Genomic DNA, 26113 nt, shown 5'->3' on the forward strand with positions numbered 1-26113 from the left:
ATTGTGCGTCAGTCCCGCAGGCCCCTAGACGATTTCCGGGTCAAGGGTGACGGGCCTGGCCGGGGGACCTTCGTCGAGCAGCCTGCCCAGGAGCTCGGCGAGTCTGGTCGGATACACCGTCTCATGTGCCCGGGTGAGTTCCCGGTACGTCCACCAGCGTGCTCCGGCGACACTGCGCCGCTCCAGCTCGGTGAGGGCCGCCGCGCGGGTGTCGGTCTGGGCCGTACGGGCCAGGTAGTACCACTCGTCCTGGTCCCAGCGGCGGCCGGCGAACGGGAACGAGCACATGCGCCGCCACAGCACCGGGCCGAGTTCGACCTCGGTGATGCCGGTCTCCTCGGCGAGTTCCCGCAGTGCGGCCTCTTCGTGCGTCTCGTCGCCCTCCAGTCCTCCGCCGGGGGTGAACCACCAGTCGTCGGCCGGGTCGTCCGGCTCGTGACCGTGCAGGAGCAGGATGCGGTCCTCGGGGTCCAGCAGGATCACCCGGGCCACCTTGCGCAGTCCGCCGCCGCGGGAGTCCGGGTCCGGCTCGGTGACCTCAGCGGGCACCGGCGGGCTCCGCGGTTCGCGCCGGTGAGCGCTTGCCGCCCAGTCGCTTGGCCACCGGGCCGTAGGCCGAGCCGCCCAGGATGAGCACGGCGCCGCCGATGATCAGCCAGACGATCGTGCGCAGCGGGCCCGGCTGGGAGAGGGCGCCGAGGGCCTCGAAGCCGGTGGGGCGCTTCAGCATGCCGTTCATGGGCCAGATGACGGCGTCGACGCGGGCGGAGACGGCGCTGCGGGAGACGGTGCCCCTGGCGGCGTCGGTGAGGTGTGCGGTGGAGTCGAGGGAGCCCTGGCGCTCGTCGCCGAGGAGGAAGAGCCGGCCCTTGGGCACGGTCACCGTCGGGATCTGCTTGTCCTCGGCCGGACTGCCCTTGGGCAGGTAGGGCTCGTCGATCTGCTTGCCGTTCACGGTCAGCTTGCCGTCGGTGCAGCAGGAGACGGTGTCACCGCCGACCGCGACCACGCGCTTGACCACGTTCGCGCCCGTCACCCACGTCTTGTCCCGGAAGACCACGACGTCGCCGCGTCGCACCTCGTCGCCGTCGACGCGCTGGGCGAGCACCCGGTCGCCGGCGGCGATCGTCGGCGACATCGAACTGGTGGGCACGGTGTACGGCCGGTAGACCAGCGCCCCCCAGCCGAACCCGCCGAGGAACATCACCAGGCCCAGTGCCACGACCACCCCGGACAGCCGCTGTCCCAGCCGGCTGCCTGTCCGTGCCGCTGCTGTGCTCCCGCCGCTGTGCGGGGCCGTACGCGTCGTGCTCTCGCCACCCATGGCCCCGCACCCTACCCGGCGGTACCGAACGGGGGCAGCCCCTCTTTCCCGATCTTGGTCAGCTCTTGCGCTTCCGCCGCCACACCGCCACCGGAAGCACACCCGTCAGAGCGATGGCCTGCGGCGCCACCGAGAGGGGCGCCATGGCGGCCGACTGCTGGTCGAGGCCCGGCTGGTCGAAGGTGTCCGGAACCGGCAGCGTGCCCCAGCGGTTGATCGGCCAGGCCTTCACGATGGCGCGTCCGACGACGTCCTTGACCGGAACCATGCCGTGGTACTTGTCGTCCTGGTTGTAGCGCGAGTCGCGGGAGTTCTGGCGGTGGTCGCCCATGACCCAGACGTAGCCCTTGGGCACCTTGACCTTGAACTGGCCGCCCGAGTCGTCATCCGTGCAGGGCGTGTTGCCGGGGTAGACGTACGGCTCGTTCAGTGCCTTGCCGTTGACCTTGAGCGGGCCGGTCTTGTTGCACTCGACGGTGTCGCCACCGACTCCGATCACCCGCTTGATCAGGTCCTTCTCCTCCGCCGACGGCATCAGGCCGATCCAGCTGAGGACCTTCTGCACGGCGTTGGGTTCGGGCGTGGGCTCACCGGCCAGCCACTCGCTGGGGTCGTGGAAGACGATGACCTCGCCGCGCTCCGGCTCGGAGCCGAACCACGGGGTGAGCTTGTCGACCAGGACCCGGTCGCCCTCCTGCAGGGTGTTCTGCATCGAGTCGGAGGGGATCGAGAAGGCCTGTACCAGGAACGTCTTGATCAGCAGGGCCAGCACCAGCGCGATGCCGATCAGGATCGGCAGCTCCTTCCAGAAGGAGCGCGGTTTCCTCGGAGCCGGCGTCGAGCCACCGGCACCCTGGTCCCCGGCCGGGGGCTGCTGCTCGCCCGGCGCCGCACCGTCACCGTCGCCCGCCGCGGGATCATTCCCTGCGGTCACGGCGTCGTCCGCACCGGGGGTCGCGTCCACGGGGCGTCCGCGGTCCTCCTCGCCGTCGTGTCCTGACCGTGCGCCAAGGGCCACATCCCCCACGCCAACTCCTCACTCTGCGCCGCCGCCTGCCCCATCCACGGTGCAGGCCCACCACTCCCATAACGAGCGGAAGTTCCGCAGGGCTCGGGAGTTGGATCGTTCCGTTCGGATCGTCGGTGACAACCCTATGCGACGGCTGCGGTGCCGAGGCCGTCGCGGACCCCGCGTCGGTGACGGAAGAAAAGGTTTGCGGTTCCTTGAGACGGGTCCAGTGCCCCAGTGGCCAGCCGATGACCATGGCGCGTCCGACGACCGACTCCTCGGAGACCGTGCCGCCGTACTTGGTGTTCTGGTGATAGCGGGAGTCCGCCGAGTTGCCCCGGTGGTCGCCCATCACCCACAGCCGTCCCTTGGGGACGGTGATGTCGAACGGCATGAGGGACGGGGCGTTGCCCGGGTACAGGTAGTCGGTCTCGCTCAGGGGAACGCCGTTGACCGTCACCCGGCCCTGCGCGTCACAGCACTTGACGTGATCGCCGCCGACCCCGATGACCCGCTTGATGAGGTCCTTTTCGTTGTCGGAGGGCAGCAGGCCGATGAACTGGAGCCCTTCTTTGGCCTGCTTGACCACCACGGGGTCGTTCTTGGTCGTGGTGGTCTTCTCGTCCTTGAGCCATCCGCCCGGATCGTGGAACACCACGACGTCGCCGCGCTGCGGCTTGGAGCCGAACCACGGGGTGAACTTGTCGACCAGGACGCGGTCGCCGATCCGGATCGTCTCCTCCATGGAGCCCGAGGGGATCACGAACGCCTGGACGAGGAAGGTCTTCAGCACGAGCGCTATGAGCACGGCCACGCCCACCAGAAGGGGGATCTCCCGCATGGCGCCGCGCCTGCGCTTGCGCTTGACCTTGCGCTGCAGCTTGCGCCGCTCGGCGCGGCTGCGCCCGCCGGACGACGGACCGGAGGTGCGGCGGAACCCGGTGGGCAGCAGGCTGTCGGCGGGGGTTCCGGGCACGCCGCGCGGTTTGCCGCGGTTACCCATGGGCGCCCTCCGCGGCGGCGGGCACGCGCGCGTAGGCGGCGGGTCGCCTCAGGTGGGTGAGACGGTCGTACGGCCACACGATCCAGTCGGCCCTCCCGATCACGTCGCCGACGGGGATCATGCCGCCGCCCGGCGAGCCCAGGTGGTCGCGGGAGTCGCTGGAGTCGCTGCGATGGTCGCCCAGGACGAAGAGCGTGCCGTCGGGCACCTCGACGTCGAAGGGCACGTCGGACGCGCTGTCCCCGGGGTGGAGGAACGCCGTTTCGTCGACCGGCCGGCCGTTCACTTCGATCCTCCCCTCCTTGTCGCAGCAGACCACGTGGTCTCCCCCCACACCTACAACGCGTTTGACGTAGTCGGCGTCCCCGAAATACCCGGTGCCGTCGAACACAATCACGTCGCCACGGCGCGGCTGGGCACCGAAACGGTACGCCAACTTATTTACGAGAACGCGGTCCCCGATCCTCAATCCCTGTTCCATGGATCCGCTGGGAATCTGGAAGGGCTGAACCACGAACGTGCTGAGGAGGAGCAGGAACACCAGGCAGGCGAAGAGGGTGAGGGTGATCCGCCCGCCCGGCAGCCGGTCGGTGATCCGCGACACCAACGCGAAACGCGACCGATCCTCCGTGCCTCCGGTGTCGTCGGGGCGGGAGGAGCGGTCGCGCTCCGTGGGCTGTGCTTCGGCGTCCATCGGGGCCAGATGCTATCCGCCCCCGCTGTGAACTCCGCGGAGAGCTCAGCTCTCGCGCTTCTCCTTGATCTTCGCGGCCTTGCCGCGCAGCTCGCGCAGGTAGTACAGCTTGGCGCGGCGCACGTCACCGCGGGTGACGAGCTCGATCTTCTCCACGATCGGGGTGTGCACCGGGAAGGTGCGCTCGACGCCGACCGAGAAGGAGACCTTGCGGACCGTGAAGGTCTCGCGGACACCGGAGCCCTGGCGGCGGATCACAACGCCCTTGAACTGCTGCACACGGGAGCGGTTGCCCTCGATGACGCGGACGTGGACGTTGACGGTGTCACCCGGGCGGAAGGCCGGGATGTCGCTGCGCAGCGACGCGGAGTCGACGGTGTCGAGCAGGTGAGACATTTCGTCTGCTTTCTTCGCTGATGCCACAGGTCATCAACGGGAACTAGGTTTCCAGGAGGACTGCCGTGCGCGTCGGGGCGGACGTCGTGTCCCCCTGTGGCAGGGGCGCCCACCGGACGGACGCACAACAGCGGTCTATTCTTCCACGCCCTCGGTCCTGCGCCAAAATCGGCCGTAGGGCTCGCCGTCCGGGTCGGGCTCCCAGCCCAGGATGGACAGCATCTCGCGGTCCTTCTTGTCGAACGCCTTGGGGGCGCAGCGCTCGATGAGGTCGGGCCGGTTGGCCGTGGTACGCCTGAGGGCCTCGTCCCGGCGCCAGCGGGCGATCTTCCCGTGGTGGCCGCTGAGCAGCACGTCCGGGATGTCGCGGCCGCGCCAGAGAGGCGGCTTGGTGTAGACGGGGCCCTCCAGGAGGCTCGCCATCGCCCCGGGCGCGAAGGAGTCGTCGCGGTGGGACTCGGCGTTGCCGAGGACACCGGGCAGCAGCCGTGCCACGGCCTCGGTGATGACGAGCACGGCGGCCTCGCCGCCGGCCAGGACGTAGTCGCCGATGGACACCTCGTACACCGGGATCCGGGTGGCGTACTCGTCGATGACACGCCGGTCGATGCCCTCGTAGCGGGCCGGGGTGAAGACCAGCCAGGGGCGCTCGGACAGCTCGACGGCCAGCTCCTGGGTGAAGGGGCGGCCGCTGGGGGTCGGGACGATCAGCGCGGGCGCGTGGGAGCCCGTCTCGTAGCCGTCGGCGAGGACGGAGTCGAGGGCGTCGCCCCAGGGCTCGGTCTTCATGACCATGCCGGGGCCGCCGCCGTACGGGGTGTCGTCGACGGTGTTGTGGCGGTCGTACGTCCAGCCCCGCAGGTCGTGCACGTGCACGTCCAACTGCCCACGCGCGCGTGCCTTGCCGACGAGGGAGACGTTGAGCGGTTCCAGGTACTCGGGGAAGATCGTGACGACGTCGAGGCGCATTACGACGCGTCCCCCGGCTCCCGGGACGAGGCGATCTCCGCCCGGTCGTCGATCAGCCCCGGCGGCGGGGCGATGACGGCCCGCTGCTCCTCCAGGTCGATCTCGGTGACGATCTCCGCGACGAACGGGATCATGACCTCGGTCCCGTCCGGGCGTTCCACGATGAACAGGTCCTGGGTGGGCAGGTGCGAGATCTCGGTGATCCGGCCGACCTCCGTGCCGTCCTCGGTCACCACGTCGAGGTCGACGAGCTGGTGGTCGTAGTACTCGTCCTCCTCCTCGGGGAGTTCGTCCGGATCGACCTCGGCGATCAGGAGGGTGTTGCGCAGCGCCTCGGCGGCGTTGCGGTCGGCGACGCCCTCGAAGCGCAGGAGGAGCCGGCCGCTGTGCACGCGGCCGGTGGCGATGGTGAGCGGCCCCGCGGAGGCGGGGTCCGTGGTCAGTACGGCACCGGGTGCGAGCCGGAGTTCCGGCTCGTCGGTACGGACCTCGACGGTGACCTCGCCCTTGATGCCGTGGGCGCGGCCGATCCGTGCGACTACCAGCTGCACTGTGCTTGCTCTCCTGTCGGAACGACGAGCCGTAGGGCGGCTCATACGACTACGGGCCGGGGACGGCCCGAAGGCCTTCCCCGGCCCGAGCCGGTGCTGCTGCACGATCAGCGGACGTGATCCACGTCGACCAGGTCGACGCGGACACCGCGGCCGCCGATGGCGCCCACGACGGTGCGCAGGGCGCGTGCGGTGCGGCCGTTGCGGCCGATCACCTTCCCGAGGTCGTCGGGGTGCACCCGGACCTCGAGGACGCGCCCGCGGCGCAGGTTGCGCGAGGCGACCTGCACATCGTCAGGGTTGTCGACGATGCCCTTCACGAGGTGCTCAAGCGCCTCTTCGAGCATGCTGCTCAGGCCTCGGTCGACTCGGACTCAGCCGCGGCCTCGTCCTTCTTCTCAGCCTTCTTCTTCTGGGTGATCGCCTCACCCTTGCCCTCGTCGTCACCGCCGAGAGCGTCGAACGACGGACGAGCGGACTTCTGCTCGGCGACGAGCAGCGGCGCCGGGGCGGGCTCGCCCTTGAACTTCTGCCAGTCGCCGGTCTTCTTCAGAATGGCCAGCACGGGCTCGGTCGGCTGCGCGCCGACACCCAGCCAGTACGCCACGCGCTCGGCGTCCACCTCGATGACCGACGGGTTGTAGGTCGGGTGGTACTTGCCGATCTCCTCGATCGCACGGCCGTCACGACGGGTACGGGAGTCGGCGACGACGATGCGGTAGTGAGGCGAACGGATCTTGCCCAGACGCTTCAGCTTGATCTTGACTGCCACGGGAGTGGGTTCTCCTGGATTTGACGTGGTTGGGCACGGCGAGAATGCCGCGTGGGGTTGCGGTACCCGAGTGCCCGATGGACGCGTCAGCCGGAGGAGAGAGGGGTCCTGTGCGGCTGTCGAGTACAGCTAGCCATTGTGCCATACCCGGCGGGTCGCTTCGGTACGGGGGCGTGCGCGGGCATGCCTGAGAGGCACCCGGCGCGGAGGTGAGGTACGTCGGGTGCCCGCCCGCCGGACGGGAGCGGGTTACGGCTGCCACGAACAGCCGTAACCTCAGCTCGCCGCCGCCCCCACGACCTCCGGGATCCGGAACGGCTTGCCGCACCCGCCGCACACGATCGGGGCCTGGGCCAGGACCGACGGGACCACCCGGACGTTGCGGCCGCAGTCGCAGACCGCCTTGACGCGGACGCCGCCGCCGGACGAGCCGTGGCGGGCGGCCGGGCCGCGGAACGTACGGGAGGTGTCGGCGGACGTGGCCGCCGTGTGGGCCTTGAGGGCGCGCTGCAGGCGCTCGATGGTCGACCGGTAGCGACGCTTCGCCTCGGGGTTGAGCGTGACCAGCGAGAAGCCGCTGCTGGGGTGCGGCTCGTCGGGGTGGTCCAGGCCCAGCTCCTCGGCGATCGCGAGGAATCGGCGGTTGTGGTAGCGGCCGGCGCGGGAGGTGTCGCGCACTCCGCGCGCGGCGGCGATGCCGTGGACTGCTTCGTGCAGCAGTCGCTCGAAGGAGAGCTCGTGTCCGCAGGCGGACGAGGACTCTCCGATCAGGGACTCTGGCGCGGCGAGGTCAGGCAGCTCGGGGTGGTACCGCTGGATGTCGGACCACGCCTGCGCCAGCTCTGCGGCGAGGACAGGTGGTGTCTGTGTCGTGCTCACGTAATGACAACGAGCCGGGGTGCCGCAGTGTTCCGATTCCGGGGCATCCCAAATAATTTGCACGTACCCGTCAGTTTCACCTGATGCGTCCTGACGAGGGCGGGTGCGTTGATCTGCGGATATGCCGCACAGGTCGTAACAAGCCGGTACGTAGTGCAACGTACGGCCCAGCACGTACCTGGTGTCCGCGCGCCAAGCCGCCGTGTTCCGCAGGAGCCGCAAGAGGCGTTTCGGCCGCTCGCCGACCGGAGGGGCCGCGCTCAGTAAGCGCGTGCGACGAGCGCGACGTTACCCGGGGCGTCCTCGTCGGCCGGCACCGACCCGTCCTCGGCGACCAGACAGCGTACGGTCATCGCCTGCTCCGCCAGCTCGGCCTCGCCGTCCGCGCCGAGCGTCGCCCACGGGATGCGCGCCCAGCCGCCCGCGCCGACCGCCTCCACGGCCTCGTCGATCGAGGACACGTCCGTGGTGCGGGACTCGCGCCGCTCACGGGACTGGCTCAGCAGCAGCGCCTGGTCCTCCTCCAGCAGGCCGGGCAGGACGTCCGCCAGCGCGTCGAGCTTCACCGGCTCCTTGCCCCCGGGGATGCGCCGGGCGAGCATCGCGGTGCCGTTCTCCAGGTCGCGGGGGCCGACCTCGACGCGCACGGGCACGCCCTTGAGCTCCCAGTCGACGGCCCGGCGGCCGAAGGGCGTGTCGGTGCGGTCGTCGACCTGGACCCGCAGACCCGCCGCCTTCAGCCGGTCGCCGATCTCACGGACCTTGGCCAGAACCGCGTCGTCGCCCTTGATCGCGAGGACGACGACCTGGGTCTGCGCGAGGCGCGGCGGGACGCGCAGGCCGTTGTCGTCACCGTGCATCATCACCAGGGCGCCGATCATGCGGGTGGTCGAACCCCACGAGGTCTGCCAGACCAGCTCCTGCTTGCCCTCCTGGGACAGGTACTGGGTGTTGAAGGCCTTGGCGAAGTTCTGGCCCAGCTCGTGGCTGGTGGCCATCTGCAAGGCCTTGCCGTCGCCCATCATTCCTTCGAGCGTGAGGGTGTTGATGGCGCCGGCGAACCGCTCCTTGGCGGTCTTGCGTCCCGCTACCACGTCCATCGCCAGGACGTTCGTCATGAAGTCCTCGTACACCTCGCGGTGGATGTGCGAGGCGAAGTCACGGGCGTCCTCGTAGGTGGCGTGCGCCGTGTGGCCCTCCTGCCACAGGAACTCGGTCGTGCGCAGGAACAGTCGCGGCCGCAGCTCCCAACGGACCACGTTCGCCCACTGGTTGATCAGCAGGGGCAGGTCACGGTAGCTCTGCACCCACTTCGAGAAGTAGTCGTTGATGATCATCTCGGAGGTCGGCCGGACCACCGCCGACTCCTCCAGCTCCTTGCCACCGCCGTGCGTGACCACCGCGAGTTCGGGCGCGAACCCCTCGACGTGGTCGGCCTCCCTGGTGAGGTACGACTGCGGGATCAACAGCGGAAAGTACGCGTTCTGGGTGCCGGTCGCCTTGATGCGGGCGTCCATCTCCGCCTGCATCCGCTCCCACAGTCCGTATCCGTACGGTCGGATGACCATGGTGCCGCGCACCGGACCGTTGTCGGCCAGTTCCGCCTTGCTGATCAGATCCTGGTACCAGCGGGGGAAGTCGTCCGCCCGGGGTGTGAGAACGGGTGCCTTGGCCATGGCGAGATGGTACGGGCTCACGTTGCGAGGATGTGAATTCTCGCCACAGGCACCGGGAAGGCACAAAGAGGGCCCCTCGGCCACTGGACGCCGCCGCGAGCCCGGAGTTACCTGACATACGTGGAATGTGCGAGCGCACGGCACGGGGGCCACGCAACGGGGCACAGCGGCAACTCTCTGCGGATTGGGGCGCTTACCTATGACACCTACGCTCGTGCGACAACACCTGTCTCACGTGGGGGCGGCTCCCCGCGTGAACCTGTGCGCACGCGCGCGTGACTGGTCCGAGATTCAGGAGCGGATGCTGGTCCCGCTCTACGAGGCCGTCTACGAGCGACTTGAAACAGGCCCCGGCACAAGGCTGTTGGGCCTCGGCTGCGGCTCCGGACTCGCCCTGCTGATGGCGGTCTCCAGAGGGGCCGCGGTCGCCGGTGTCGACTCCTCGCCCGAACGACTCGCCCTCGCGCGGCAACGCCTGCAACCGGAGGGCTGGAACACACGCGCGCGTGTCCGCACCCGGATCCTCGCCGGATCCGTCCGGGACGTGGCCGGCCCGGACACCCCCGTCTACACCCTCGTCACCGCCTTCGACCCGGTCGGATCCCTGGCGGCCGGCTCCGAGGACCTCGCGGAGCTGCTCGCCGCGGCGACCCCGCTCGCCCGGCGCGGGGCGCCCGTGGTGCTCGCCGGCTGGGGCCCGCCGGAACGCTGCGCCACGTCGGCGGTGCTGCGGGCGACCGCCGGACGGGCGCGGTGGCGTCCCGCCCTGCGCGACGACCTGGAGGACGTCGCCCAGCGGGCCGGGCTGAAACCGGACGGCTCGGGCCGGGTCTCCTGCCCCTTCGGGTACGCCGACCCCGACAGCGCCGCACGCGGCCTGATGTCGACGGGCCTGCTCGACGGGGCGATCGCCGCGACCGACCAGGAGCGGGTCGGCAAGGAGCTGGCGGAGGCGCTGCACCCGTACCGGCGGGCGGACGGCACCGTCTGGATGCCGAACGTCTTCCGGTACCTGGTCGCCCGCGTTCCCTAGGGGGTGTCTTGTGGATCACGCCGGGGTCGCGGGGTCTGGCACGCACTCCCCCACTCTCGACTTCGCTCGAGCGGGAGGGGCCCCCACCGGCGTTGTCGTCGGTCCTCGACGCTCCGCGTCGACTCCCTCCTCCGCCTTGCAGCTGCACGCACCAGACCCCGCTCGGGTCGGCTGGAAGGCGCCGTCGGTCTCAACCGGCCTGATCCACAAGACACCCCCTAGGCGGTTCGTTGGGGCTCGTCCTTGGTCAGCCGGGTGATCCCCGCGATCCGGTACGCGTCGACCTCTTCGAGCGTCTCGTGCTCCAGCAGGGCGTGGGCGAGGGCGTCCAGCTTCCCGCGGTGGTCGCGCAGTTTGCGGCATGCCTCCTCGTAGCACTCGTCGACGATCCGCCGCATCTCGTCGTCGATGACGTCGAGGGTGTGCGGTGCGGCGGCGAGCCCGTACGCCTGCTGGGCGTCGCTCGGGAGGGCGGAGAGGCGACCGACGCGTTCGCTCATGCCCCAGCGGGCCACCATGCCGCGCGCGATGTTGGTGACCTGTTCCAGGTCGTTCTCCGCGCCCGTGGTGACGACCCCGTAGATCACCTCTTCCGCCGCCATGCCGCCCAGGGCGCCGATGATCCGGCCGCGCAGGTACTCCTCCGAGTGCGCGTACCGCTCGACCTCCGGGGTCGACATCGTCACCCCGAGGGCTCGGCCGCGCGGCACGATGGTGATCTTGCGGACGGGGTCGGCGCCGGGCTGCAGCATGCCCAGGAGGGCGTGGCCGCTCTCGTGGTAGGCGGTGCGGCGGCGGTCCTCCTCGGGCATGATCAGGGTGCGTTCGGCGCCCAGCTGCACCTTCTCCAGGGCTTCCGACAGGTCGGACGGGGTCACCTGCTCCTGCTTGCGCTTGACCGCGAGCAGCGCTGCCTCGTTGGCGAGATTGGCCAGATCCGCCCCTGTCATGCCGGGGGTCGTGCGGGCCACCCGGGCCAGGTCCACGTCCGCGGCGAGGGGGATCCCGCGCGTGTGGATCCGCAGGATGGCCTCACGTCCGCCGCGGTCCGGCGGCGAGACGTTGACCACCCGGTCGAACCGGCCGGGCCGAGTGAGCGCCGGGTCCAGGATGTCGGCGCGGTTCGTCGCCGCGATGACGACCACGCCCTCCGAGCCGGAGAAGCCGTCCATCTCGGTGAGGATCTGGTTCAGCGTCTGCTCGCGCTCGTCGTGCCCGCTCACCGAGGCACCGCCGCCGCGGGCCCGGCCGATCGTGTCGATCTCGTCGATGAAGATGATCGACGGGGCCACCTTGCGTGCCTCGGCGAACAGCTCGCGGACCCGGGAGGCACCGACGCCCACGATCATCTCGATGAACTCGGAGGCGGAGGCGGAGAAGAACGGCACGCCCGCCTCGCCCGCCACCGCCCGCGCCAACAGGGTCTTGCCGGTGCCGGGAGGACCCGCGAGCAGCACGCCGCGCGGCATCTTCGCGCCCATCCTGCGATAGAGGTCCGGGTGTTCCAGGAAGTCGACGACGTCGTCCAGCTCGCCCTTGACCTCGTCGATGCCGGCCACGTCGGCGAACGTGGTGCGCTGGGTGCCCGGCCGCAGCTCGACCGGTCTGGGCGGCGCCTTGCGGCCGAGCATGCCCCCCGGGCCGCCGAGACCGCCCGCCCGCAACCGCCGCGCGAAGAAGAGCCACACCGCCACCAGGACCACCAGCGGCACCAGGGAGAGCAGCAGGTTGGACAGCAGGCTGCGCTGCTGCACCACCGGCTGCGCGGTCACCGTGACGTGGTGGCTGCTCAGGTTCTGCCAGAGCCTGTCGTCCGCGAAGGCCGGGCGCTGCGTCCGGAACCTGACGTACCGGCCGCCACCCTCGGGGTTGGTACGGGCGGTTCTGAGCTGGCCCTCGATCGCGTCGCCCTTGGAGTAGATCTTGGCGACGTTGCCGGCGCCGACCTGCCTGCTGAACTCCGTGTACGAGATCGTCGGCTCGTTGCCCTTGCCGAGGTAGTTCAGCCCGGCGTACGCCAGCAGGAAGACGATCACCGCGGTGACAAGCAGCCCCCACCACCGGCCGCGGATCCTTCTGCCGCCGGTCCGGGGTGGTGTCTCGTCCGGGGTGCCCTCGGTGCGCCACGGGCGGTCAGGGGCCCTGGGGGGTGGCGCGGCATTGCTCATATATGGACGTTACGGCACACAGCGGGCCGTGGCACGCGCTGAGGGCGCCCCTCCTTCACGGGAGGGGCGCCCTCGATGTCGTACCGGCGTACCGGCGTACCGCGTACCGGCCGCACCGGGACCGGCAGCCGGTCAGCCCATGAACTTCTTGAACTCGTCCGGCAACTCGAAGTCCTGGCCGCCCTGCTGGGGCAGATTGAAGGCGCCGCCGCCCTGGGCGGCCGCCTCGCGGCGCTGGGCCGCCTCCAGCTCCTGCTGCTTGCGCTTCATCGGGTTGCCGGAGCGCTGCTTGCCCTTGGCCTTCTTCGGCTGCTTCTTGGAGCGGCCGGGGCCGCCGCCCATGCCCGGGATCCCCGGCATACCCGGCATGCCGCCGCCCTGGGCCATGCGGGACATCATCTTGCGGGCCTCGAAGAACCGCTCGACGAGGTTCTTGACCGCGCTGACGTCCACGCCGGAGCCCTTGGCGATGCGGGCGCGGCGCGAGCCGTTGATGATCGTCGGGTCCTGGCGCTCGCCCGGGGTCATCGACTTGATGATCGCGGCCGTGCGGTCGACGTCCCGCTCGTCCAGGTTGTTGATCTGGTCCTTGATCTGGCCCATGCCGGGCAGCATGCCGAGCAGCTTGCTGATGCTGCCCATCTTCCTGACCTGCTCCATCTGGGCCAGGAAGTCGTCCAGGGTGAAGTCCTGGCCCTTCTTGGACGCCAGCTTGGAGGCCATCTTCTCGGCCTCTTCCTGGCTGAACGTCTTCTCCGCCTGCTCGATCAGGGTGAGCAGGTCACCCATGTCGAGGATGCGGGAAGCCATCCGGTCCGGGTGGAACGCGTCGAAGTCCTCGAGCTTCTCGCCGTTCGACGCGAACATGATCGGCTTGCCGGTGATCTGGCGGATCGACAGGGCCGCACCACCGCGGGCGTCGCCGTCGAGCTTGGAGAGGACCACGCCGTCGAAGCCGACACCGTCGCGGAAGGCCTCCGCGGTGTTGACGGCGTCCTGGCCGATCATGGCGTCGACGACGAAGAGGATCTCGTCGGGGCTGACCGCGTCGCGGATGTCCGCGGCCTGCTGCATCATCTCCTGGTCGATGCCGAGGCGGCCGGCGGTGTCCACGATCACGATGTCGTGGACCTTGGTCCTCGCGTGGTCGATGGAGTCCTTGGCGACCTTCACCGGGTCGCCGACGCCGTTGCCCGGCTCCGGCGCGTACACCGCGACACCGGCGCGCTCGGCGACCACGCTGAGCTGATTGACGGCGTTGGGCCGCTGGAGGTCGGCGGCGACCAGCAGGGGCGAGTGTCCCTGCTCCTTCAGCCACCGGCCGAGCTTGCCCGCGAGGGTGGTCTTACCGGCACCCTGCAGACCGGCGAGCATGATCACGGTCGGCGGCTGCTTGGCGAAGCGCAGCCGGCGGGTCTCGCCGCCGAGGACCGTGACGAGCTCGTCGTTGACGATCTTCAGGACCTGCTGGGCCGGGTTCAGCGCCCTGGAGACGTCGGCGCCGAGGGCGCGCTCCTTGACGTTCTTGATGAACGTGCGGACGACAGGGAGGGCGACGTCCGCCTCGAGGAGCGCGATACGGATCTCGCGCGCCGTGGCGTCGATGTCCGCCTCGCTCAGCCTGCCTTTGCCGCGGAGGTTTTTGAAAGTCGCGCTGAGGCGGTCGGAGAGGGTATCGAACACGGCGGCGTCGGTCCTTGGTGTCGGCGACAATCTGGGCTGCCCTCCAGGGTATCCGGCCCCGCAGGCAAATCGTCCCCGCCCGCTGGATCCGGCGGGCGGGGACGACGGGAGGACGTGCGGTCCGGCCGCGGGGTCAGGTCCGCAGCGTCTCCTCGAGGGTGCGGGCCACGGTCGCGGCTTCCGCCCCCGGCAGCGGTGTGCCCCCGGCGCCGGTGACGTAGAAGGCGTCCACCGCGTTGGAGCCGAGCGTGCTGACGTGTGCGCTGCGCACCCGCACCGCCGCGTCCTCCAGTGCCCGTCCGATCCGGAAGAGCAGCCCGGGCGCGTCCTGGGCGCGGACCTCGATCACCGTGGCGTGGTGGGAGGCGGCCGGGGCGACCGTGACGCGCGGCGGCGGGGCGACCCGGCCGCGGCGGCGGGGGTAGGCGGCGTCGCGTTCGGCGAGGCGGGAGGCGATGTCGAGGCTGCCGTCGAGGGCGCGTACCAGGTCGGCGCGCAGCCGGACCGCCTGGGGCAGGGAGCCGTACTCCGCGGCGACCCGCCAGTTGAGGAGCAGCGCCGAGCCCTCCTCGATGCTGTCGGTCAGGTCCAGGGCGCGCAGTTCCGCCGTGCGGACGGTCAGCCGGTGCATGGCCAGGACACCGGCGACGGCGGGCAGGACACCGGGCTGGTCGGGGACGGCGATGAGGAGTTCCACGCCGAGCGGCTCGGGTTCGGCCGAGGCCTCGTCGGCCGGCGGCTCGGTCTGGGCGCGCAGGGCGAGGACCGGCCCGCCGGTGCGGAGCGCCTCGATGGCGAGCCGCTCCTGCTCGGCGGTGGGCGCCGCGGCCTCGGGTTCGTCGGGGGCGTCCCCGGCGAGCACGGCGGAGACCCGTTTGACCAGGTCGGCGACGAGGGAGCCGCGCCAGGAGGACCAGGCGGCCGGGCCGGTGGCCAGCGCGTCCGCCTCGGTGAGGGCGTGCAGCAGTTCCAGTGTGCTCTGGGTGCCGACGGCCTCGGCGACCGAGTGGACGGTGGCCGGGTCCTCCAGGTCGCGCCGGGTGGCGGTCTCGACGAGCAGCAGATGGTGGCGGACCAGCGTGGAGAGCACGGCCACGTCCGCGCGGTCGAAGCCGATCCGTGCCGCGACGTCCTTGGCGATGATCTCGCCGGCCACGGAGTGGTCACCGGGCCAGCCCTTGCCGATGTCGTGCAGCAGTGCGGCGACGAGCAGCAGGTCGGGGCGGCTGACCCGGCGGGTCAGCTCGGAGGCGCGCACCGCGGTCTCGATCAGGTGCCGGTCGACGGTCCAGATGTGGACGGCGTTGCGCTGTGGGCGGCAGCGGACCCGCTCCCAGTCCGGCAGCAGGCGGCTGATCAGGCCTTCCGCCTCCAGTGCCTCCCAGACGTCGACGGTCGGGCGTCCGGAGTCCAGCAGGGTCACGAGTTGCTCGCGCGCCTCGGCGGGCCAGGGCGTGGGCAGGGGGCGTGTGTGGGCTGCCATGCGCCGCACGGCGTGCAGGGAGAGCGGGAGGCCGGCCTGCGCGGCGGCGGCCGCGGCGCGCAACGGGAGTACGGGGTCGCGTTCGGGGCGGGCGGCGCGGGCGAGCACCACCTCGCCGTCCTGCTGCACCACGCCCTCGGCCAGCGGCGACCGTTCGGGGGCCGGCTTGCCGCCGCCCAGCATGGCGCGCAGGCGTGGGCGTACCGCACGTGACCGCAGCACCCGGCCCACCTCACGCCAGGTGACGTCGCTGGCGTACGAGATGACCCGGGCGGCCTCGTACACCTGCCGCAGCAGGGTGTCGGCGTCGAGCAGTCCCAGCTCCGCGGCCACCTGGTCCTGCTCCTGCAGGGCCAGCCGGTCGGTGGCCCGTCCGGTGGCCAGGTGCAGGGCGTCGCGTACGTCGAGCAGGCGCCGGCGGGCGTCGGCGAGGCCCTCGCGCGGGGCGTCGGCCAGCCAGGAGGCGGCGACGGCGCGCAGGGCGGTGGCGTCCCGCAGGCCGCCCCGGGCCTCCTTCAGATCGGGTTCGAGCAGGTACTGCAGCTCGCCCTGGCGTTCGGCGCGCTCGGCGCACAGCTCCTGGAGTTCGGGGAGACGTTTCGGCGCCTGGTTGCGCCAGTCGGCGAGTACCGCCGTGCGCAGCCCGGCGGTGAGGCCGAGGTCACCGGCGAGGTGCCGGGCGTCGAGCAGGCCGAGCTGGACCTTGAGGTCCTCACCGGCGGTCTTGCGGGCCTCGGCCGGTGTGCGCACGGAGTGGTCGAGGGCGAGGCCGAGGTCCCATACGGGGTACCAGAGGCGGTCGGCCAGGGCGGCGACCGCCTTGGTGTCGCCGCCGTCGTGCAGCAGGAGCAGGTCGAGGTCGCTGCGCGGGGACAGCTCGCCGCGCCCGTAGCCGCCGACCGCGACGAGACAGACGCCTCTCAGTCCCTCGGCCGCCGCGGTGAACAGCCCCGAGAGCCAGTCGTCGGTCAGTTCGGCGAGGGCCGCACGGCGCGGCGGCCCGGACCGCGCCCCCTCGCCGAGGAGACGCAGCCGGGCCGCCGCGTAGCCGCTGGGTCCCGAGTCACCCGTTTCTTTCCGTACACCCGTACTCGTCACCCAGCAGCTCCCGCTCGTATTCAGGTGGTTCTGTTCTTCGGCGCGTCCGGTTCTCAGCGCGTCCGGTTCTCGGCGCGTCCGGTCACAGCGCGTCCGGGCCGCGCTCGCCGGTCCGGACCCGTACGGCCGTGTCGACCGGCAGGGACCAGACCTTGCCGTCACCGATCTTGCCGGTGCGGGCCGCCTTGACGACGACCTCGATGAGCTGTTCGGCGTCGTCGTCCTCGGCCAGTACCTCGATGCGGATCTTGGGAACCAGGTCGACGGTGTACTCGGCACCCCGGTAGACCTCGGTGTGGCCCCGCTGACGACCGTATCCGCTCGCCTCGGTCACCGTCAGTCCGTGGACGCCGAAGGCCTGGAGGGCCTCCTTGATCTCGTCGAGCCGGTGGGGCTTGACGACGGCGGTGATGAGCTTCATGCGTCCACCTTCTTGGTCTTGGTCTGCGGGGCGGCCAGGGCCGCGGCGGAGACGGACCCGGCGACACCGCCGCCGGCGCCGCTGAAGTCGTATGCGGTCTCTGCGTGCTCGGCCTGGTCGATGCCGGAGATCTCCTCGTCCTCGGTGACCCGCATCCCGATGGTCTTGTCGAGGAGGAAGGCGAGGACGGCGGAGGCGATCAGGGAGTAGGCGAGGACCGCGCCGACACCGGCGAACTGCTTCCACAGCTGGGTGAAGGAGTGGTCGCCGTAGAAGACACCGGTCGCGGTGGACTGGCCCTTGCCGGTGGCGAAGAAGCCGATGAGCAGGGAGCCGATGATTCCACCGACCATGTGGACGCCGACGACGTCGAGGGAGTCGTCGTAGCCGAACCGGAACTTCAGGCCGACGGCCGCGGCGCAGGCGACACCGGCGATGGCGCCGACGGCGATCGCGCCGAGCGGGGAGACCGCACCACCGGACGGGGTGATCGCGACCAGACCGGCGACCGCACCGGAGGCGGCGCCCAGCGTGGTGAACGCGCCGTGGCGGATCTTCTCGTAGGCGAGCCAGGCCAGCATGGCGGCGGCGGTGGCGACCTGTGTGTTGACGAACATCAGCGCGCCGACGCCGTCGTCGTTGCCGAGCCACGAGCCGGCGTTGAAGCCGAACCAGCCGAACCACAGCAGACCGGCACCGAGCATGACCAGCGGAAGGCTGTGCGGGCGCATCGGGTCCTTCTTGAAGCCGACGCGCTTGCCGATGACCAGGATCACGCCGAGGGCACCCGCACCGGCGTTGATGTGAACCGCCGTACCACCGGCGAAGTCGATCACACCGAGCTTGTAGGCCCAGCCGTCGGCGCCCCAGACCCAGTGGGCGACCGGGACGTAGACGACCGTGAGCCACAGGGCGACGAACAGCGACCATGCCGAGAACTTGACGCGGTCCGCGAGGGCGCCGCTTATCAGGGCCGGCGTGATGACCGCGAACATCAGCTGGAAGACCATGAAGACGAAGATCGGAATGGTGTAGCCGGGCCAGAGCTGCGTCAGGCCGACGTCGCTCATCCCGAACCAGTCGGAATTCCAGCCGATGAGGCTGTTCTTCGTGCCGAAGGCGAGGGAGAAGCCGTAGAGGACCCAGAGGATCGTGACGATCCCGATGCTGACGAAACTCATCATCAGCATGTTCAGCGTGCTCTTGACGCGGACCATGCCTCCGTAGAAGAAGGCGAGACCGGGTGTCATGAGCAGCACCAGGGCGGAACAGATGAGCATGAAGCCTGTGTTCGCGGAGGACAGCTTCGGTGCCTCCGCGGCAAGCGTGATGGCTGGTGCCATCGGCGTCTCCTCGTCGATTGGTACGGCCCCGTGCGGGCGAAGCCTGAGCGGTCCGGTCAGTGAGGGGTGGGCCGGTTATGCGCCACGAGATTGGCGCAGCGCGGTTTCGGTGGAAGCCCCTCGTTGTTTCGCCGGGGTGACGAAGACGCCGTGCGTGTTACGTGCCGGTGAATTGCCGGATGTCGGCCGCGCCGGTCGTTATCGTGGCGCAACCTTGGACGAAGACGACCGCAACCATCGGTTGAGGAACCCCCCACGGTGATCAGCCACGTCCGCGAGAGGGGCTTAGGCGCAAAGGGGGGAAACCGGCCGCGGACGGCCTTCCGATGACCTGGCATGGGGGAGCCGAGTCGGACAGTTCGGGAGGGCCGGCCGCGGCCGGGGCTTGCGGTTTGCGGTGTGCGGTCAGACCGCTTCGGCGGTCTCCGGGAGGTCGACGGCGAGCTGCTCGCCGAGCTCGACGACCTCGGCGAGGTCACCGAAATCACGGACGGCGGTGTCTACGGTCTTTCGGATACGAGTGTTCACACGCTCGGAGCGGACCTTCTTGGCGACCTGCATGGCCTGGGTGGCCATGACCGCGCTCTGCTCGGGTTCCCGGCGCAGCAGGTGCACGCTGGCCATGCCGATGAGGTTGAGCGCATACGACCGCTGGTGCTCGTGGTCCTTGGCGAAGAGCTCCACGGCCCGCTGCATCAGGGGTTCGGCGAGGGAGGCGTAGGCGGGGCTGCGGCCCGCGACATAGGCGAGGTCGCGGTAGGAGTGGGAGTTCTCCGCGTGCAGCTCGGCCTCGGAGAAGAAGCGGATCCAGTCGGGGTCGGGATCGTCCCACTCGTCGGCCTCGGCGAAGGTGTCCTCGGCCATCCGCACCGCCCGCTTGCACTTGCCGGGCTGGCCCATGTTGGCGTAGGCGCGGGCCTCCATCGCATACAGCATCGCCTGGGTGCGCGGGCTCGCGCAGTCCCGGCTGCCGTACTGCGCGAGGTGGATCAGTTCCAGCGCGTCGTCGGGTCGGCCGAGGTGGATCATCTGGCGGCTCATGCTGGACAGCACGTAGGAGCCGAGCGGCTTGTCGCCGGCCTCCTTGGCGGCGTGCAGGGCGAGGACGAAGTACTTCTGCGCGGTGGGCTGCAGCCCGACGTCGTAGCTCATCCAGCCGGCCAGTTCGGCGAGCTCGGCGGCGACCTGGAAGAGCTTGCGGGTGGCGGCCTCGGGCTGGGGCTCCTGGAGGAGGTCGGTGACCTCGTGGAGCTGGCCGACGACCGCCTTGCGGCGCAGACCGCCGCCGCACTGCGCGTCCCACTGCCGGAACATCACCGTGGTGGTCTCCAGCAGCTCCAGCTCCGGCTTGGACAGCCGGCCGGGGCGGCGGGGCTCGGCGACGGGCCCGGCCTGGTGCGGTACGGGCGCGGACGGCGAGGGGACGAGCCAGCGCTGCATCGGCTCGATGAGGGACGGGCCCGCGGACAGGCCCAGCGAGGTCCCGAGGAAGCCGCGCCGCGCCAGCATCAGGTCGCTGCGCGAGAACTCACTGAGCAGAGCAACCGTCTGCGGGCCGGTCCAGGGCAGGTCCACTCCGGACACGGAGGGTGACTGGCGGGCCGCGCGCAGACCGAGGTCCTCCACGGAGACGACACAGCCGAACCGCTCGGAGAACAGCTCGGAGAGGATTCTGGGGATCGGCTCGCGCGGGTTCTCCCCGTCCAGCCAGCGGCGCACCCGCGAGGTGTCCGTGGAGATGTGGTTGGCGCCCAACTGGCGTGCTCGGCGGTTGACTTGGCGGGCGAGCTCGCCCTTGGACCAGCCGCTGCGCACGAACCACGAGCCGAGCAGCTCGTTGGGGCGCTTGTCAGCGTTCGTCCCGCTACCGCCACTGCCGCCCACTGGAACGCCCCCATCCCTGAGACCACTTGTCGCCGAGTGCACCAAGCCTTATCAGAATGCCGGTAAATACGGCTTCTCGTCCGGCAGTTGCCACCCTTCGAACGGGATGGCGACTTGCCTCCGGCATACCCACGAGTGCATGCGTCCCCAGGACTCGCGCACACAGCGTAATCCTACGATCACGGACGCAGCCACGGCGATCCTGGAATCGCCACCATTCGCCACCCCTTCGAATGAACTCACGTCCGCCCGGGCGCGATTCACTTGACACAGGGCGGCCGGAAGCAGGTGCAGCGGTGCACCGAGGGGCGCGCACGGCCGGGCGTACGGCCCCGGACGCTTCCACGCGCCGTCTGCATCGGGCGGAAAGAAGGGAAGGCGGAACCCTGACAGGTCACGTTCCGTTTCCGTACCGTTCCGTCGCGTAACCACCGCGTGCCGGACCCGTTGGAGGGGGCATGGAGTTCACGATCGGCGGCATCCGTGAGATCCGCTCCGGCGCGCGTCGGCGCGGGCGCTCGTCGGAGTGCACCGCCGTCGCCGAGTTCACCGGACTGTGGGGCTGGGACGTGGTCCCGGGCGCGCGGGCCGCCGCGGGCGCCTGCTCCTGCGGACGCGCGGACTGCCCCGCACCGGGCGCCCACCCCCTGGAGTTCGCGCCCCGGATCTCCGCCGGGGCCACACTGGACGAGGCGACCAAGGCCTGGGCCGAGTTCCCGGGCGCCGCCGTGATGCTGCCCGTCGGACGGGCGTTCGACGTGATCGAGGTGGCGGAGCCGGCCGGCCGCCGCGCGCTGGTGCGCCTGGAACGCATGGGCCTGCCCCTCGGTCCGGTCGCCGCCACCCCGGACGGCCGCGCCCACTTCCTGGTCGCCCCGGGCGCCGCCGCGGAGCTCCCCGCACTGCTCTACCGGATGGGCTGGGACGCCCCCTCCGCCCTCGACCTGCGCGGCCTCGGACCCGGCGCGTACATCACCGCGCCGCCCTCCGACCGGGGCGGCCTGGGCCCGGTGCGCTGGCTGCGGCCGCCCGCGCTGGACTCGGCGACGAGGCCTCCGACGGCCCGGCTGCTGCTGGGGACACTCGCGTACGTGGCGCACCGGTCACGGGTCTGAGCCGGGTCCCGGCGCCCTCGCCGCCCCGCACGACGCAAGCGCCCGCCCCGTCACATCCCGGGGCGGGCGCTTCCGCGATCGGCTGCCGCGTTCGGCAGGTGATGGTCACTCTCCGATAAGGGCGTCAACGAACGCCTCCGGCTCGAACGGCGCCAGGTCGTCCGCGCCCTCGCCGAGGCCGATCAGCTTGACCGGCACGCCCAGCTCGCGCTGGACCGCGACCACGATGCCGCCCTTCGCCGTGCCGTCCAGCTTGGTCAGCACGATGCCGGTGATGTCGACGACCTCGGCGAAGACCCGGGCCTGCACCAGCCCGTTCTGCCCGGTGGTGGCGTCGAGGACGAGCAGCACCTCGTCCAGCGGGGCGTGCTTCTCGACGACGCGCTTGACCTTGCCGAGCTCGTCCATGAGGCCGGTCTTGGTGTGCAGACGCCCGGCGGTGTCGATGAGGACGACGTCGACCCCCATCTCCTTGCCCTCCTTGACCGCATCGAAGGCGACGGAGGCGGGGTCGCCGCCCTCGGGCCCGCGCACGGTGTAGGCGCCCACCCGCTCGCCCCAGGTCTGGAGCTGGTCGGCGGCGGCGGCCCGGAAGGTGTCGGCGGCGCCGAGGACGACGGTGCGCCCGTCGGCCACCAGGACCCGGGCGAGCTTGCCGGTGGTGGTGGTCTTGCCGGTGCCGTTGACGCCGACGACCATCACGATGCCGGGCTTGCGGTCCTCGGGTTCCGTCTTCACCGTGCGGTCGGCATCGGCGCCGACCAGCTTGACCAGCTCCTCGCGCAGCAGGCCCCGCAGCTCCTCCGGGGTGCGCGTACCGAGCACCTTGACGCGCTCACGCAGCCGGTCGACCAGTTCCTGGGTGGGCTGCACACCGACGTCGGCGGTGAGCAGCGTGTCCTCGATCTCCTCCCAGGTGTCCTCGTCGAGGTGCTCGCGGGAGAGCAGGGTCAGCAGACCCTTGCCGAGGGCGTTCTGCGAGCGGGACAGCCGGGCGCGCAGGCGCACCAGGCGGCCGGCGGTGGGCTCCGGGACCTCGATCTCGGGAGCCGGTACGACGGGGGGCTCCTCGACGGCGACCGGGGGGCCGCCGGGGAGGTCCACCTCCTCGATGGTCCGGCGTTCTTCGTCGCGCGGCGTCTCGGCCTCTTCGCCGACGTGCGGCTCGGCCGGGGGCGCGGTGATGTCGGGCGTGGTGGGGGGCGGCGGGGGCAGCGGCTTCCGGCGCCGGCTGCCGACGATGAGCCCCCCGAGCGCACCGAGCACGACCACGGCGATGACTACGGCAAGGATGATGGTTTCCATAACTTGTCCAGTATGGCGTGACCTACCGCTCGGCCGTTCGTTGTACGCGCGGGGCCTCATGGGCCCCGCCGGGCCGGGCCGGCCCGCGGTCCGACCTCGCGTCGACCGGAAGCCCTCCGGGCGGAGTCACAACGGGTCCGTTATCCAGGGTTCCGTCGGGTACGCGCAGCGGCGTCCCCAGGGTGTGTCACGGCCCATGAGGTGGGTCGTGACACACCCTTGCCGCTGACGGCGGCGGCTCAGGCCCGCCGACCCCTGGCTACCTGACACACCGTCAGCTATTGTCCCCGCACCCGGCCCACCCACCCGGCGAAGGGGGACCCCCCATGCCCGTCACGGTCGTCCGTTTCAACCTCGTCGAACCCGGCGCCTCCCCCGCCGCCCTCGGCTCCCGCTACCGGGCGGCCCTGGAGATGGCCGCGTACGCCGACGAGCGGGGCGTCACCACCGTGCAGACCGAGGAGCACCACGGCGCGGACGACAACTGGCTGCCGACGCCGTTCGCTTTCGCGGGCGCGGTCTTCGGGGCCACCCGGCGGATCGCGGTCACGGTGTCGGCGATCATCGGCCCGCTGCACGACCCGCTGCGGCTGGCGGAGGAGATCGCCGTGCTGGACCTGCTCAGCGGGGGCCGGCTGGTGACGGTGGCGGGCATCGGGTACCGGCCGGAGGAGTACGCCCTGTTCGACGTGGAGTGGAAGCGGCGCGGCCGGCTCCAGGACGAGCTGCTGGAGACCCTGCTCAAGGCGTGGACGGGCGAGGAGTTCGAGTACCGGGGCCGTACGGTGCGGGTCACCCCGCGCCCGCTCAGCGACCCGCACCCCCTGCTCCTGGTCGGCGGTTCCTCCAGGGCCGCCGCCCGCCGGGCGGCCCGGCTCGGCCTGCCGTTCTTCCCGAGCGCGCACCTGCCCGAGCTGGAGGCGTACTACAAGGAGCAGCTCGTGGCGCACGGCACCGAGGGCTGGACGATGATGCCCGCGGCCGAGACGCCGCTGCTGCACCTCGCCGAGGACCCGGACCGGACGTGGGCGGAGTACGGGGAGCACTTCCTGCACGAGGCGCGGACGTACGCCTCCTGGCAGTCCTCGGACATCCGCTCGGCGGTGCGGTCGTCGGCCACGACGGTGCCGGAGCTGCGGGCGGAGGGGGTCTACCGGGTGCTCACCCCCGAGGAGTGCCTGGCACAGGGGCTCGACAACCTCGTCCTGCATCCGCTGGCCGGCGGGATGCCGGTGGAGGAGGGCTGGCGGAGCCTGCGGCTGTTCGCGGAGCGGGTGGTTCCGGCGTTGCGGGACTGACCTGCGCCGTTAATCCCTGGCCGGTGGAGGCCTGCGGTGATCCACTGGGCGCATGAGTCTGACAGTAGAGGTGTTCGTCCGGGAAGCGGACGGGGAGTTACGGATACTGACGTGCCGGACGACGTGTTTCACTCCGGCGGTTTCGAGTCCTGGCGTACGACGGTGTGGGGATCGCAGTTCGTGCGCTCGCTGGGCGCCCGCTTCCTGCCCGTGCCGGCCGAACAGGACCTCTATGTCGAGGCCGGGGACGTGCCGGAGTTCCGGCGCGAGGTCGCTGTGCTGCGTTCCCGTCTCGACGAGGTCGCCCACGGCACCGAGCGGCCGCGGACGGTGGAGGAGCACCGGCACCAGATCGAGACGCGGTTGGGGATCATCGAGGAAAGCTGCCGCAAGGCCCTGGGGATCGGCGGCGGCGTCCTCATCTGGTGACCGCTCTTACGACACCGCCGCCCCGGCCCGCGCAGTGGGCGGGCCGGGGCGGCTGAGGTACGAGGAGAGGGGCAGCGGGGACTTGGCCCTTCTCCCCGGTTCAGGGGGCTGCGACGAGGCTCAGCCCATCTCCTCCAGCGTCTTGCCCTTCGTCTCCTTGACGAACTTCAGGACGAACGGGATGGAGAGCGCGGCGAAGACCGTGTAGATCACGTAGGTCAGCGAGAGGTTCCAGTCGGCCAGGGACGGGAAGCTCGCGGTGATGGCCCAGTTGGCGATCCACTGCGCGGCGGCGGCCACACCCAGGGCGGCGGCGCGGATCTTGTTCGGGAACATCTCGCCGAGCATGACCCAGACGACCACGCCCCAGGAGAGCGCGAAGAAGAGGACGAACACGTGCGCGGCGATCAGGGCGGTCCAGCCCTGCGCCGAGGGCAGCTTGCCGTCGACGAGGTCGAAGGAGAAGGCCCAGGCCTCCAGCGCGAGGCCGACGACCATGCCGACCGAACCGATGACGGCGAGCGGCTTGCGGCCCACCCGGTCAACGAAGATCATCGCGATCACGGTGCCGAGGATGTTGATGATCGAGGTCGTGAAGGAGTAGAAGAAGGAGTCCGTCGGGTCGACGCCGACCGACTGCCACAGCGTCGAGGAGTAGTAGAACGCGACGTTGATGCCGACGAACTGCTGGAAGACGGACAGGCCGATGCCGACCCAGACGATCGGCTTGAAGAAGAATCCGCCGCCGAGCAGGTCGCGGAAGCTGGACTTCTCCTCACGCTTCATCGCGGTCTCGATCTCGTGCACGCGGGCGTCCAGGTTCGCGCTGTCCCCCTCCACCTCGTTGAGGATCTCCCGGGCGCGCTGGTGCTTGCCGACGGAGATGAGGAAGCGCGGGGACTCGGGGATCGCGAAGGAGAGCAGCCCGTAGAGGACGGCGGGCACGACCATGACGCCGAGCATGACCTGCCAGGCCTCCAGGCCCATCAGCTTGCCGCGCTGGTCGCCGCCGGCGGCGTTGAGCAGGCCCCAGTTCACGAGCTGGGAGATGGCGATGCCGACGACGATCGCGGCCTGCTGGAAGGAGCCGAGGCGGCCGCGGTAGGCGGGCGGGGCGACCTCGGCGATGTAGGCGGGGCCGATGACGGAGGCCATGCCGATGGCGAAGCCGCCGACGACGCGCCACAGGGCGAGGTCCCACAGCGCGAAGGGCAGCGCGGAGCCGACGGCGCTGACGGTGAACAGGACCGCGGCGATCTGCATGCAGCGGATGCGGCCGATCCGGTCGGCTATGCGACCGGCGGTCGCGGCACCGATGGCACAGCCGATCAGGGCGATGGCGATGACCTGCGCCAGTGCTGCGGAGCCGACGTCGTAGCGGTCCCGGATGGCTTCGACGGCGCCGTTGATGACGGAGCTGTCGTAGCCGAAGAGGAAGCCGCCCATCGCGGCCGCCGCCGCGATGAAGATGACGTGCCCGAGATGTTCGGGGTGAGCCGTGCCGGCTCCTGACTTGTGTGCCTGCGTTGTGCTGGTCACGCGTTCAACTCCTCGGGCCGCCGGCAACGCTGCCGGCGTGG

The 26113-nt window shown here is 70.8% G+C and carries 24 protein-coding genes; 4 read left to right on the forward strand and 20 right to left on the reverse strand.

Annotation, left to right across the window (positions count from 1 at the left end; genetic code table 11):
- Positions 1-24: 24 nt before the first annotated feature.
- The 12 genes from ACFY0F_RS21655 to proS all read right to left on the reverse strand — a co-directional run bounded on the left by ACFY0F_RS21655 (position 25) and on the right by proS (position 9273).
- Positions 25-549 (reverse strand): NUDIX hydrolase, encoded by a 525-nt coding sequence (locus ACFY0F_RS21655; protein ID WP_388796547.1) that lies wholly within the window; start codon positions 547-549, stop codon positions 25-27.
- Positions 539-1324, reverse strand: coding sequence for a signal peptidase I (gene lepB / locus ACFY0F_RS21660; RefSeq protein WP_388796550.1), 786 nt, complete (start codon positions 1322-1324; stop codon positions 539-541). The genes ACFY0F_RS21655 and lepB (ACFY0F_RS21660) overlap by 11 nt, the downstream gene beginning before the upstream one ends.
- 58 nt (positions 1325-1382) lie before the next feature.
- Positions 1383-2351 carry a signal peptidase I gene (lepB, locus tag ACFY0F_RS21665; RefSeq protein ID WP_388796553.1) on the reverse strand — a complete coding sequence of 323 codons (969 nt, stop codon included), beginning with the start codon at positions 2349-2351 and terminating at the stop codon, positions 1383-1385.
- Positions 2242-3336 carry a signal peptidase I gene (gene lepB / locus ACFY0F_RS21670; protein ID WP_388796556.1) on the reverse strand — a complete coding sequence of 365 codons (1095 nt, stop codon included), beginning with the start codon at positions 3334-3336 and terminating at the stop codon, positions 2242-2244. Before lepB (ACFY0F_RS21670) ends, lepB (ACFY0F_RS21665) begins: the two co-directional genes overlap by 110 nt.
- Positions 3329-4030: a signal peptidase I gene (gene lepB / locus ACFY0F_RS21675; RefSeq protein WP_388796559.1), complete on the reverse strand. Its 702-nt coding sequence runs from the start codon at positions 4028-4030 to the stop codon at positions 3329-3331. The genes lepB (ACFY0F_RS21670) and lepB (ACFY0F_RS21675) overlap by 8 nt, the downstream gene beginning before the upstream one ends.
- Positions 4031-4075: 45 nt before the next feature.
- Entirely contained in the window at positions 4076-4426 is a 351-nt protein-coding gene (gene rplS / locus ACFY0F_RS21680) for a 50S ribosomal protein L19 (RefSeq protein WP_061925786.1), read from the reverse strand.
- Between the two features lie 135 nt (positions 4427-4561).
- Positions 4562-5395: a tRNA (guanosine(37)-N1)-methyltransferase TrmD gene (gene trmD, locus ACFY0F_RS21685; RefSeq protein WP_388796563.1), complete on the reverse strand. Its 834-nt coding sequence runs from the start codon at positions 5393-5395 to the stop codon at positions 4562-4564.
- A complete protein-coding gene (gene rimM / locus ACFY0F_RS21690; protein ID WP_388796566.1) occupies positions 5395-5946 on the reverse strand; it encodes a ribosome maturation factor RimM in 552 nt (183 codons plus the stop codon). Before rimM ends, trmD begins: the two co-directional genes overlap by 1 nt.
- A gap of 107 nt (positions 5947-6053) precedes the next feature.
- Positions 6054-6293 carry an RNA-binding protein gene (locus ACFY0F_RS21695; protein ID WP_003973401.1) on the reverse strand — a complete coding sequence of 80 codons (240 nt, stop codon included), beginning with the start codon at positions 6291-6293 and terminating at the stop codon, positions 6054-6056.
- 5 nt (positions 6294-6298) lie between these two features.
- Entirely contained in the window at positions 6299-6718 is a 420-nt protein-coding gene (gene rpsP, locus ACFY0F_RS21700; protein WP_388796569.1) for a 30S ribosomal protein S16, read from the reverse strand.
- Between the two features lie 276 nt (positions 6719-6994).
- Positions 6995-7597 carry a hypothetical protein gene (locus tag ACFY0F_RS21705; RefSeq protein ID WP_388796572.1) on the reverse strand — a complete coding sequence of 201 codons (603 nt, stop codon included), beginning with the start codon at positions 7595-7597 and terminating at the stop codon, positions 6995-6997.
- A 260-nt stretch (positions 7598-7857) separates the two neighbouring features.
- Positions 7858-9273 carry a proline--tRNA ligase gene (proS, locus tag ACFY0F_RS21710; RefSeq protein WP_388796575.1) on the reverse strand — a complete coding sequence of 472 codons (1416 nt, stop codon included), beginning with the start codon at positions 9271-9273 and terminating at the stop codon, positions 7858-7860.
- A 199-nt stretch (positions 9274-9472) separates the two neighbouring features.
- Here proS and ACFY0F_RS21715 point away from each other — a divergent pair, with 199 nt between their 5' ends.
- Positions 9473-10306 (forward strand): methyltransferase domain-containing protein, encoded by an 834-nt coding sequence (locus ACFY0F_RS21715; protein ID WP_388796578.1) that lies wholly within the window; start codon positions 9473-9475, stop codon positions 10304-10306.
- A gap of 218 nt (positions 10307-10524) precedes the next feature.
- Here ACFY0F_RS21715 and ftsH read toward each other — a convergent pair whose 3' ends face one another.
- The 6 genes from ftsH to ACFY0F_RS21745 all read right to left on the reverse strand — a co-directional run bounded on the left by ftsH (position 10525) and on the right by ACFY0F_RS21745 (position 20386).
- Positions 10525-12474 carry an ATP-dependent zinc metalloprotease FtsH gene (gene ftsH, locus ACFY0F_RS21720; RefSeq protein ID WP_388796581.1) on the reverse strand — a complete coding sequence of 650 codons (1950 nt, stop codon included), beginning with the start codon at positions 12472-12474 and terminating at the stop codon, positions 10525-10527.
- 132 nt (positions 12475-12606) lie between these two features.
- Positions 12607-14157 carry a signal recognition particle protein gene (gene ffh, locus ACFY0F_RS21725; RefSeq protein ID WP_388796584.1) on the reverse strand — a complete coding sequence of 517 codons (1551 nt, stop codon included), beginning with the start codon at positions 14155-14157 and terminating at the stop codon, positions 12607-12609.
- Positions 14158-14290: 133 nt separating this feature from the next.
- Positions 14291-16738 carry a [protein-PII] uridylyltransferase gene (locus ACFY0F_RS21730; protein ID WP_388796587.1) on the reverse strand — a complete coding sequence of 816 codons (2448 nt, stop codon included), beginning with the start codon at positions 16736-16738 and terminating at the stop codon, positions 14291-14293.
- 82 nt (positions 16739-16820) lie between these two features.
- A complete protein-coding gene (locus ACFY0F_RS21735) occupies positions 16821-17159 on the reverse strand; it encodes a P-II family nitrogen regulator (RefSeq protein ID WP_086730248.1) in 339 nt (112 codons plus the stop codon).
- On the reverse strand, positions 17156-18502 hold the full coding sequence (locus ACFY0F_RS21740; protein WP_388796592.1) for an ammonium transporter: 1347 nt from the start codon (positions 18500-18502) through the stop codon (positions 17156-17158). Before ACFY0F_RS21740 ends, ACFY0F_RS21735 begins: the two co-directional genes overlap by 4 nt.
- Before the next feature lie 405 nt (positions 18503-18907).
- Positions 18908-20386: a hypothetical protein gene (locus ACFY0F_RS21745; protein ID WP_388796595.1), complete on the reverse strand. Its 1479-nt coding sequence runs from the start codon at positions 20384-20386 to the stop codon at positions 18908-18910.
- A 458-nt stretch (positions 20387-20844) separates the two neighbouring features.
- On the opposite strand from ACFY0F_RS21745, the gene ACFY0F_RS21750 reads away from it, so the two are divergent.
- The gene (locus tag ACFY0F_RS21750) at positions 20845-21501 is read left to right on the forward strand and encodes a bifunctional DNA primase/polymerase (RefSeq protein WP_388796598.1); all 657 of its coding nucleotides are present in this window, start codon (positions 20845-20847) and stop codon (positions 21499-21501) included.
- Between the two features lie 105 nt (positions 21502-21606).
- Here the strand turns inward: ACFY0F_RS21750 and ftsY are convergent, their stop codons facing one another.
- On the reverse strand, positions 21607-22806 hold the full coding sequence (ftsY, locus tag ACFY0F_RS21755) for a signal recognition particle-docking protein FtsY (protein WP_388796601.1): 1200 nt from the start codon (positions 22804-22806) through the stop codon (positions 21607-21609).
- Between the two features lie 326 nt (positions 22807-23132).
- On the opposite strand from ftsY, the gene ACFY0F_RS21760 reads away from it, so the two are divergent.
- Entirely contained in the window at positions 23133-24104 is a 972-nt protein-coding gene (locus ACFY0F_RS21760) for an LLM class flavin-dependent oxidoreductase (protein WP_388796604.1), read from the forward strand.
- Between the two features lie 111 nt (positions 24105-24215).
- Positions 24216-24533 (forward strand): hypothetical protein, encoded by a 318-nt coding sequence (locus ACFY0F_RS21765; RefSeq protein WP_388796607.1) that lies wholly within the window; start codon positions 24216-24218, stop codon positions 24531-24533.
- A 120-nt stretch (positions 24534-24653) separates the two neighbouring features.
- On the opposite strand, the gene ACFY0F_RS21770 is transcribed toward ACFY0F_RS21765, so the two are convergent.
- Entirely contained in the window at positions 24654-26072 is a 1419-nt protein-coding gene (locus ACFY0F_RS21770; protein ID WP_388796610.1) for a sugar porter family MFS transporter, read from the reverse strand.
- Between the last annotated feature and the right edge of the window lie 41 nt (positions 26073-26113).

The organism is Streptomyces sp. NPDC001544 (assembly GCF_042894285.1).
GTDB lineage: Bacteria > Actinomycetota > Actinomycetes > Streptomycetales > Streptomycetaceae > Streptomyces.

Excerpts from the sequence above, each read along its gene's own strand:
- lepB (WP_388796556.1), bottom strand. The coding sequence starts at position 3,336 with ATGGGTAACCGCGGCAAACCGCGCGGCGTGCCCGGAACCCCCGCCGAC.
- ACFY0F_RS21695 (WP_003973401.1), bottom strand. The coding sequence starts at position 6,293 with ATGCTCGAAGAGGCGCTTGAGCACCTCGTGAAGGGCATCGTCGACAAC.
- ACFY0F_RS21735 (WP_086730248.1), bottom strand. The coding sequence starts at position 17,159 with ATGAAGCTCATCACCGCCGTCGTCAAGCCCCACCGGCTCGACGAGATC.
- proS (WP_388796575.1), bottom strand. The coding sequence starts at position 9,273 with ATGGCCAAGGCACCCGTTCTCACACCCCGGGCGGACGACTTCCCCCGC.
- rplS (WP_061925786.1), bottom strand. The coding sequence starts at position 4,426 with ATGTCTCACCTGCTCGACACCGTCGACTCCGCGTCGCTGCGCAGCGAC.
- lepB (WP_388796559.1), bottom strand. The coding sequence starts at position 4,030 with ATGGACGCCGAAGCACAGCCCACGGAGCGCGACCGCTCCTCCCGCCCC.
- ACFY0F_RS21760 (WP_388796604.1), top strand. The coding sequence starts at position 23,133 with ATGCCCGTCACGGTCGTCCGTTTCAACCTCGTCGAACCCGGCGCCTCC.
- ACFY0F_RS21740 (WP_388796592.1), bottom strand. The coding sequence starts at position 18,502 with ATGGCACCAGCCATCACGCTTGCCGCGGAGGCACCGAAGCTGTCCTCC.
- lepB (WP_388796550.1), bottom strand. The coding sequence starts at position 1,324 with ATGGGTGGCGAGAGCACGACGCGTACGGCCCCGCACAGCGGCGGGAGC.
- ftsY (WP_388796601.1), bottom strand. The coding sequence starts at position 22,806 with ATGGAAACCATCATCCTTGCCGTAGTCATCGCCGTGGTCGTGCTCGGT.
- ftsH (WP_388796581.1), bottom strand. The coding sequence starts at position 12,474 with ATGAGCAATGCCGCGCCACCCCCCAGGGCCCCTGACCGCCCGTGGCGC.
- trmD (WP_388796563.1), bottom strand. The coding sequence starts at position 5,395 with ATGCGCCTCGACGTCGTCACGATCTTCCCCGAGTACCTGGAACCGCTC.
- ACFY0F_RS21750 (WP_388796598.1), top strand. The coding sequence starts at position 20,845 with ATGGAGTTCACGATCGGCGGCATCCGTGAGATCCGCTCCGGCGCGCGT.
- ACFY0F_RS21715 (WP_388796578.1), top strand. The coding sequence starts at position 9,473 with ATGACACCTACGCTCGTGCGACAACACCTGTCTCACGTGGGGGCGGCT.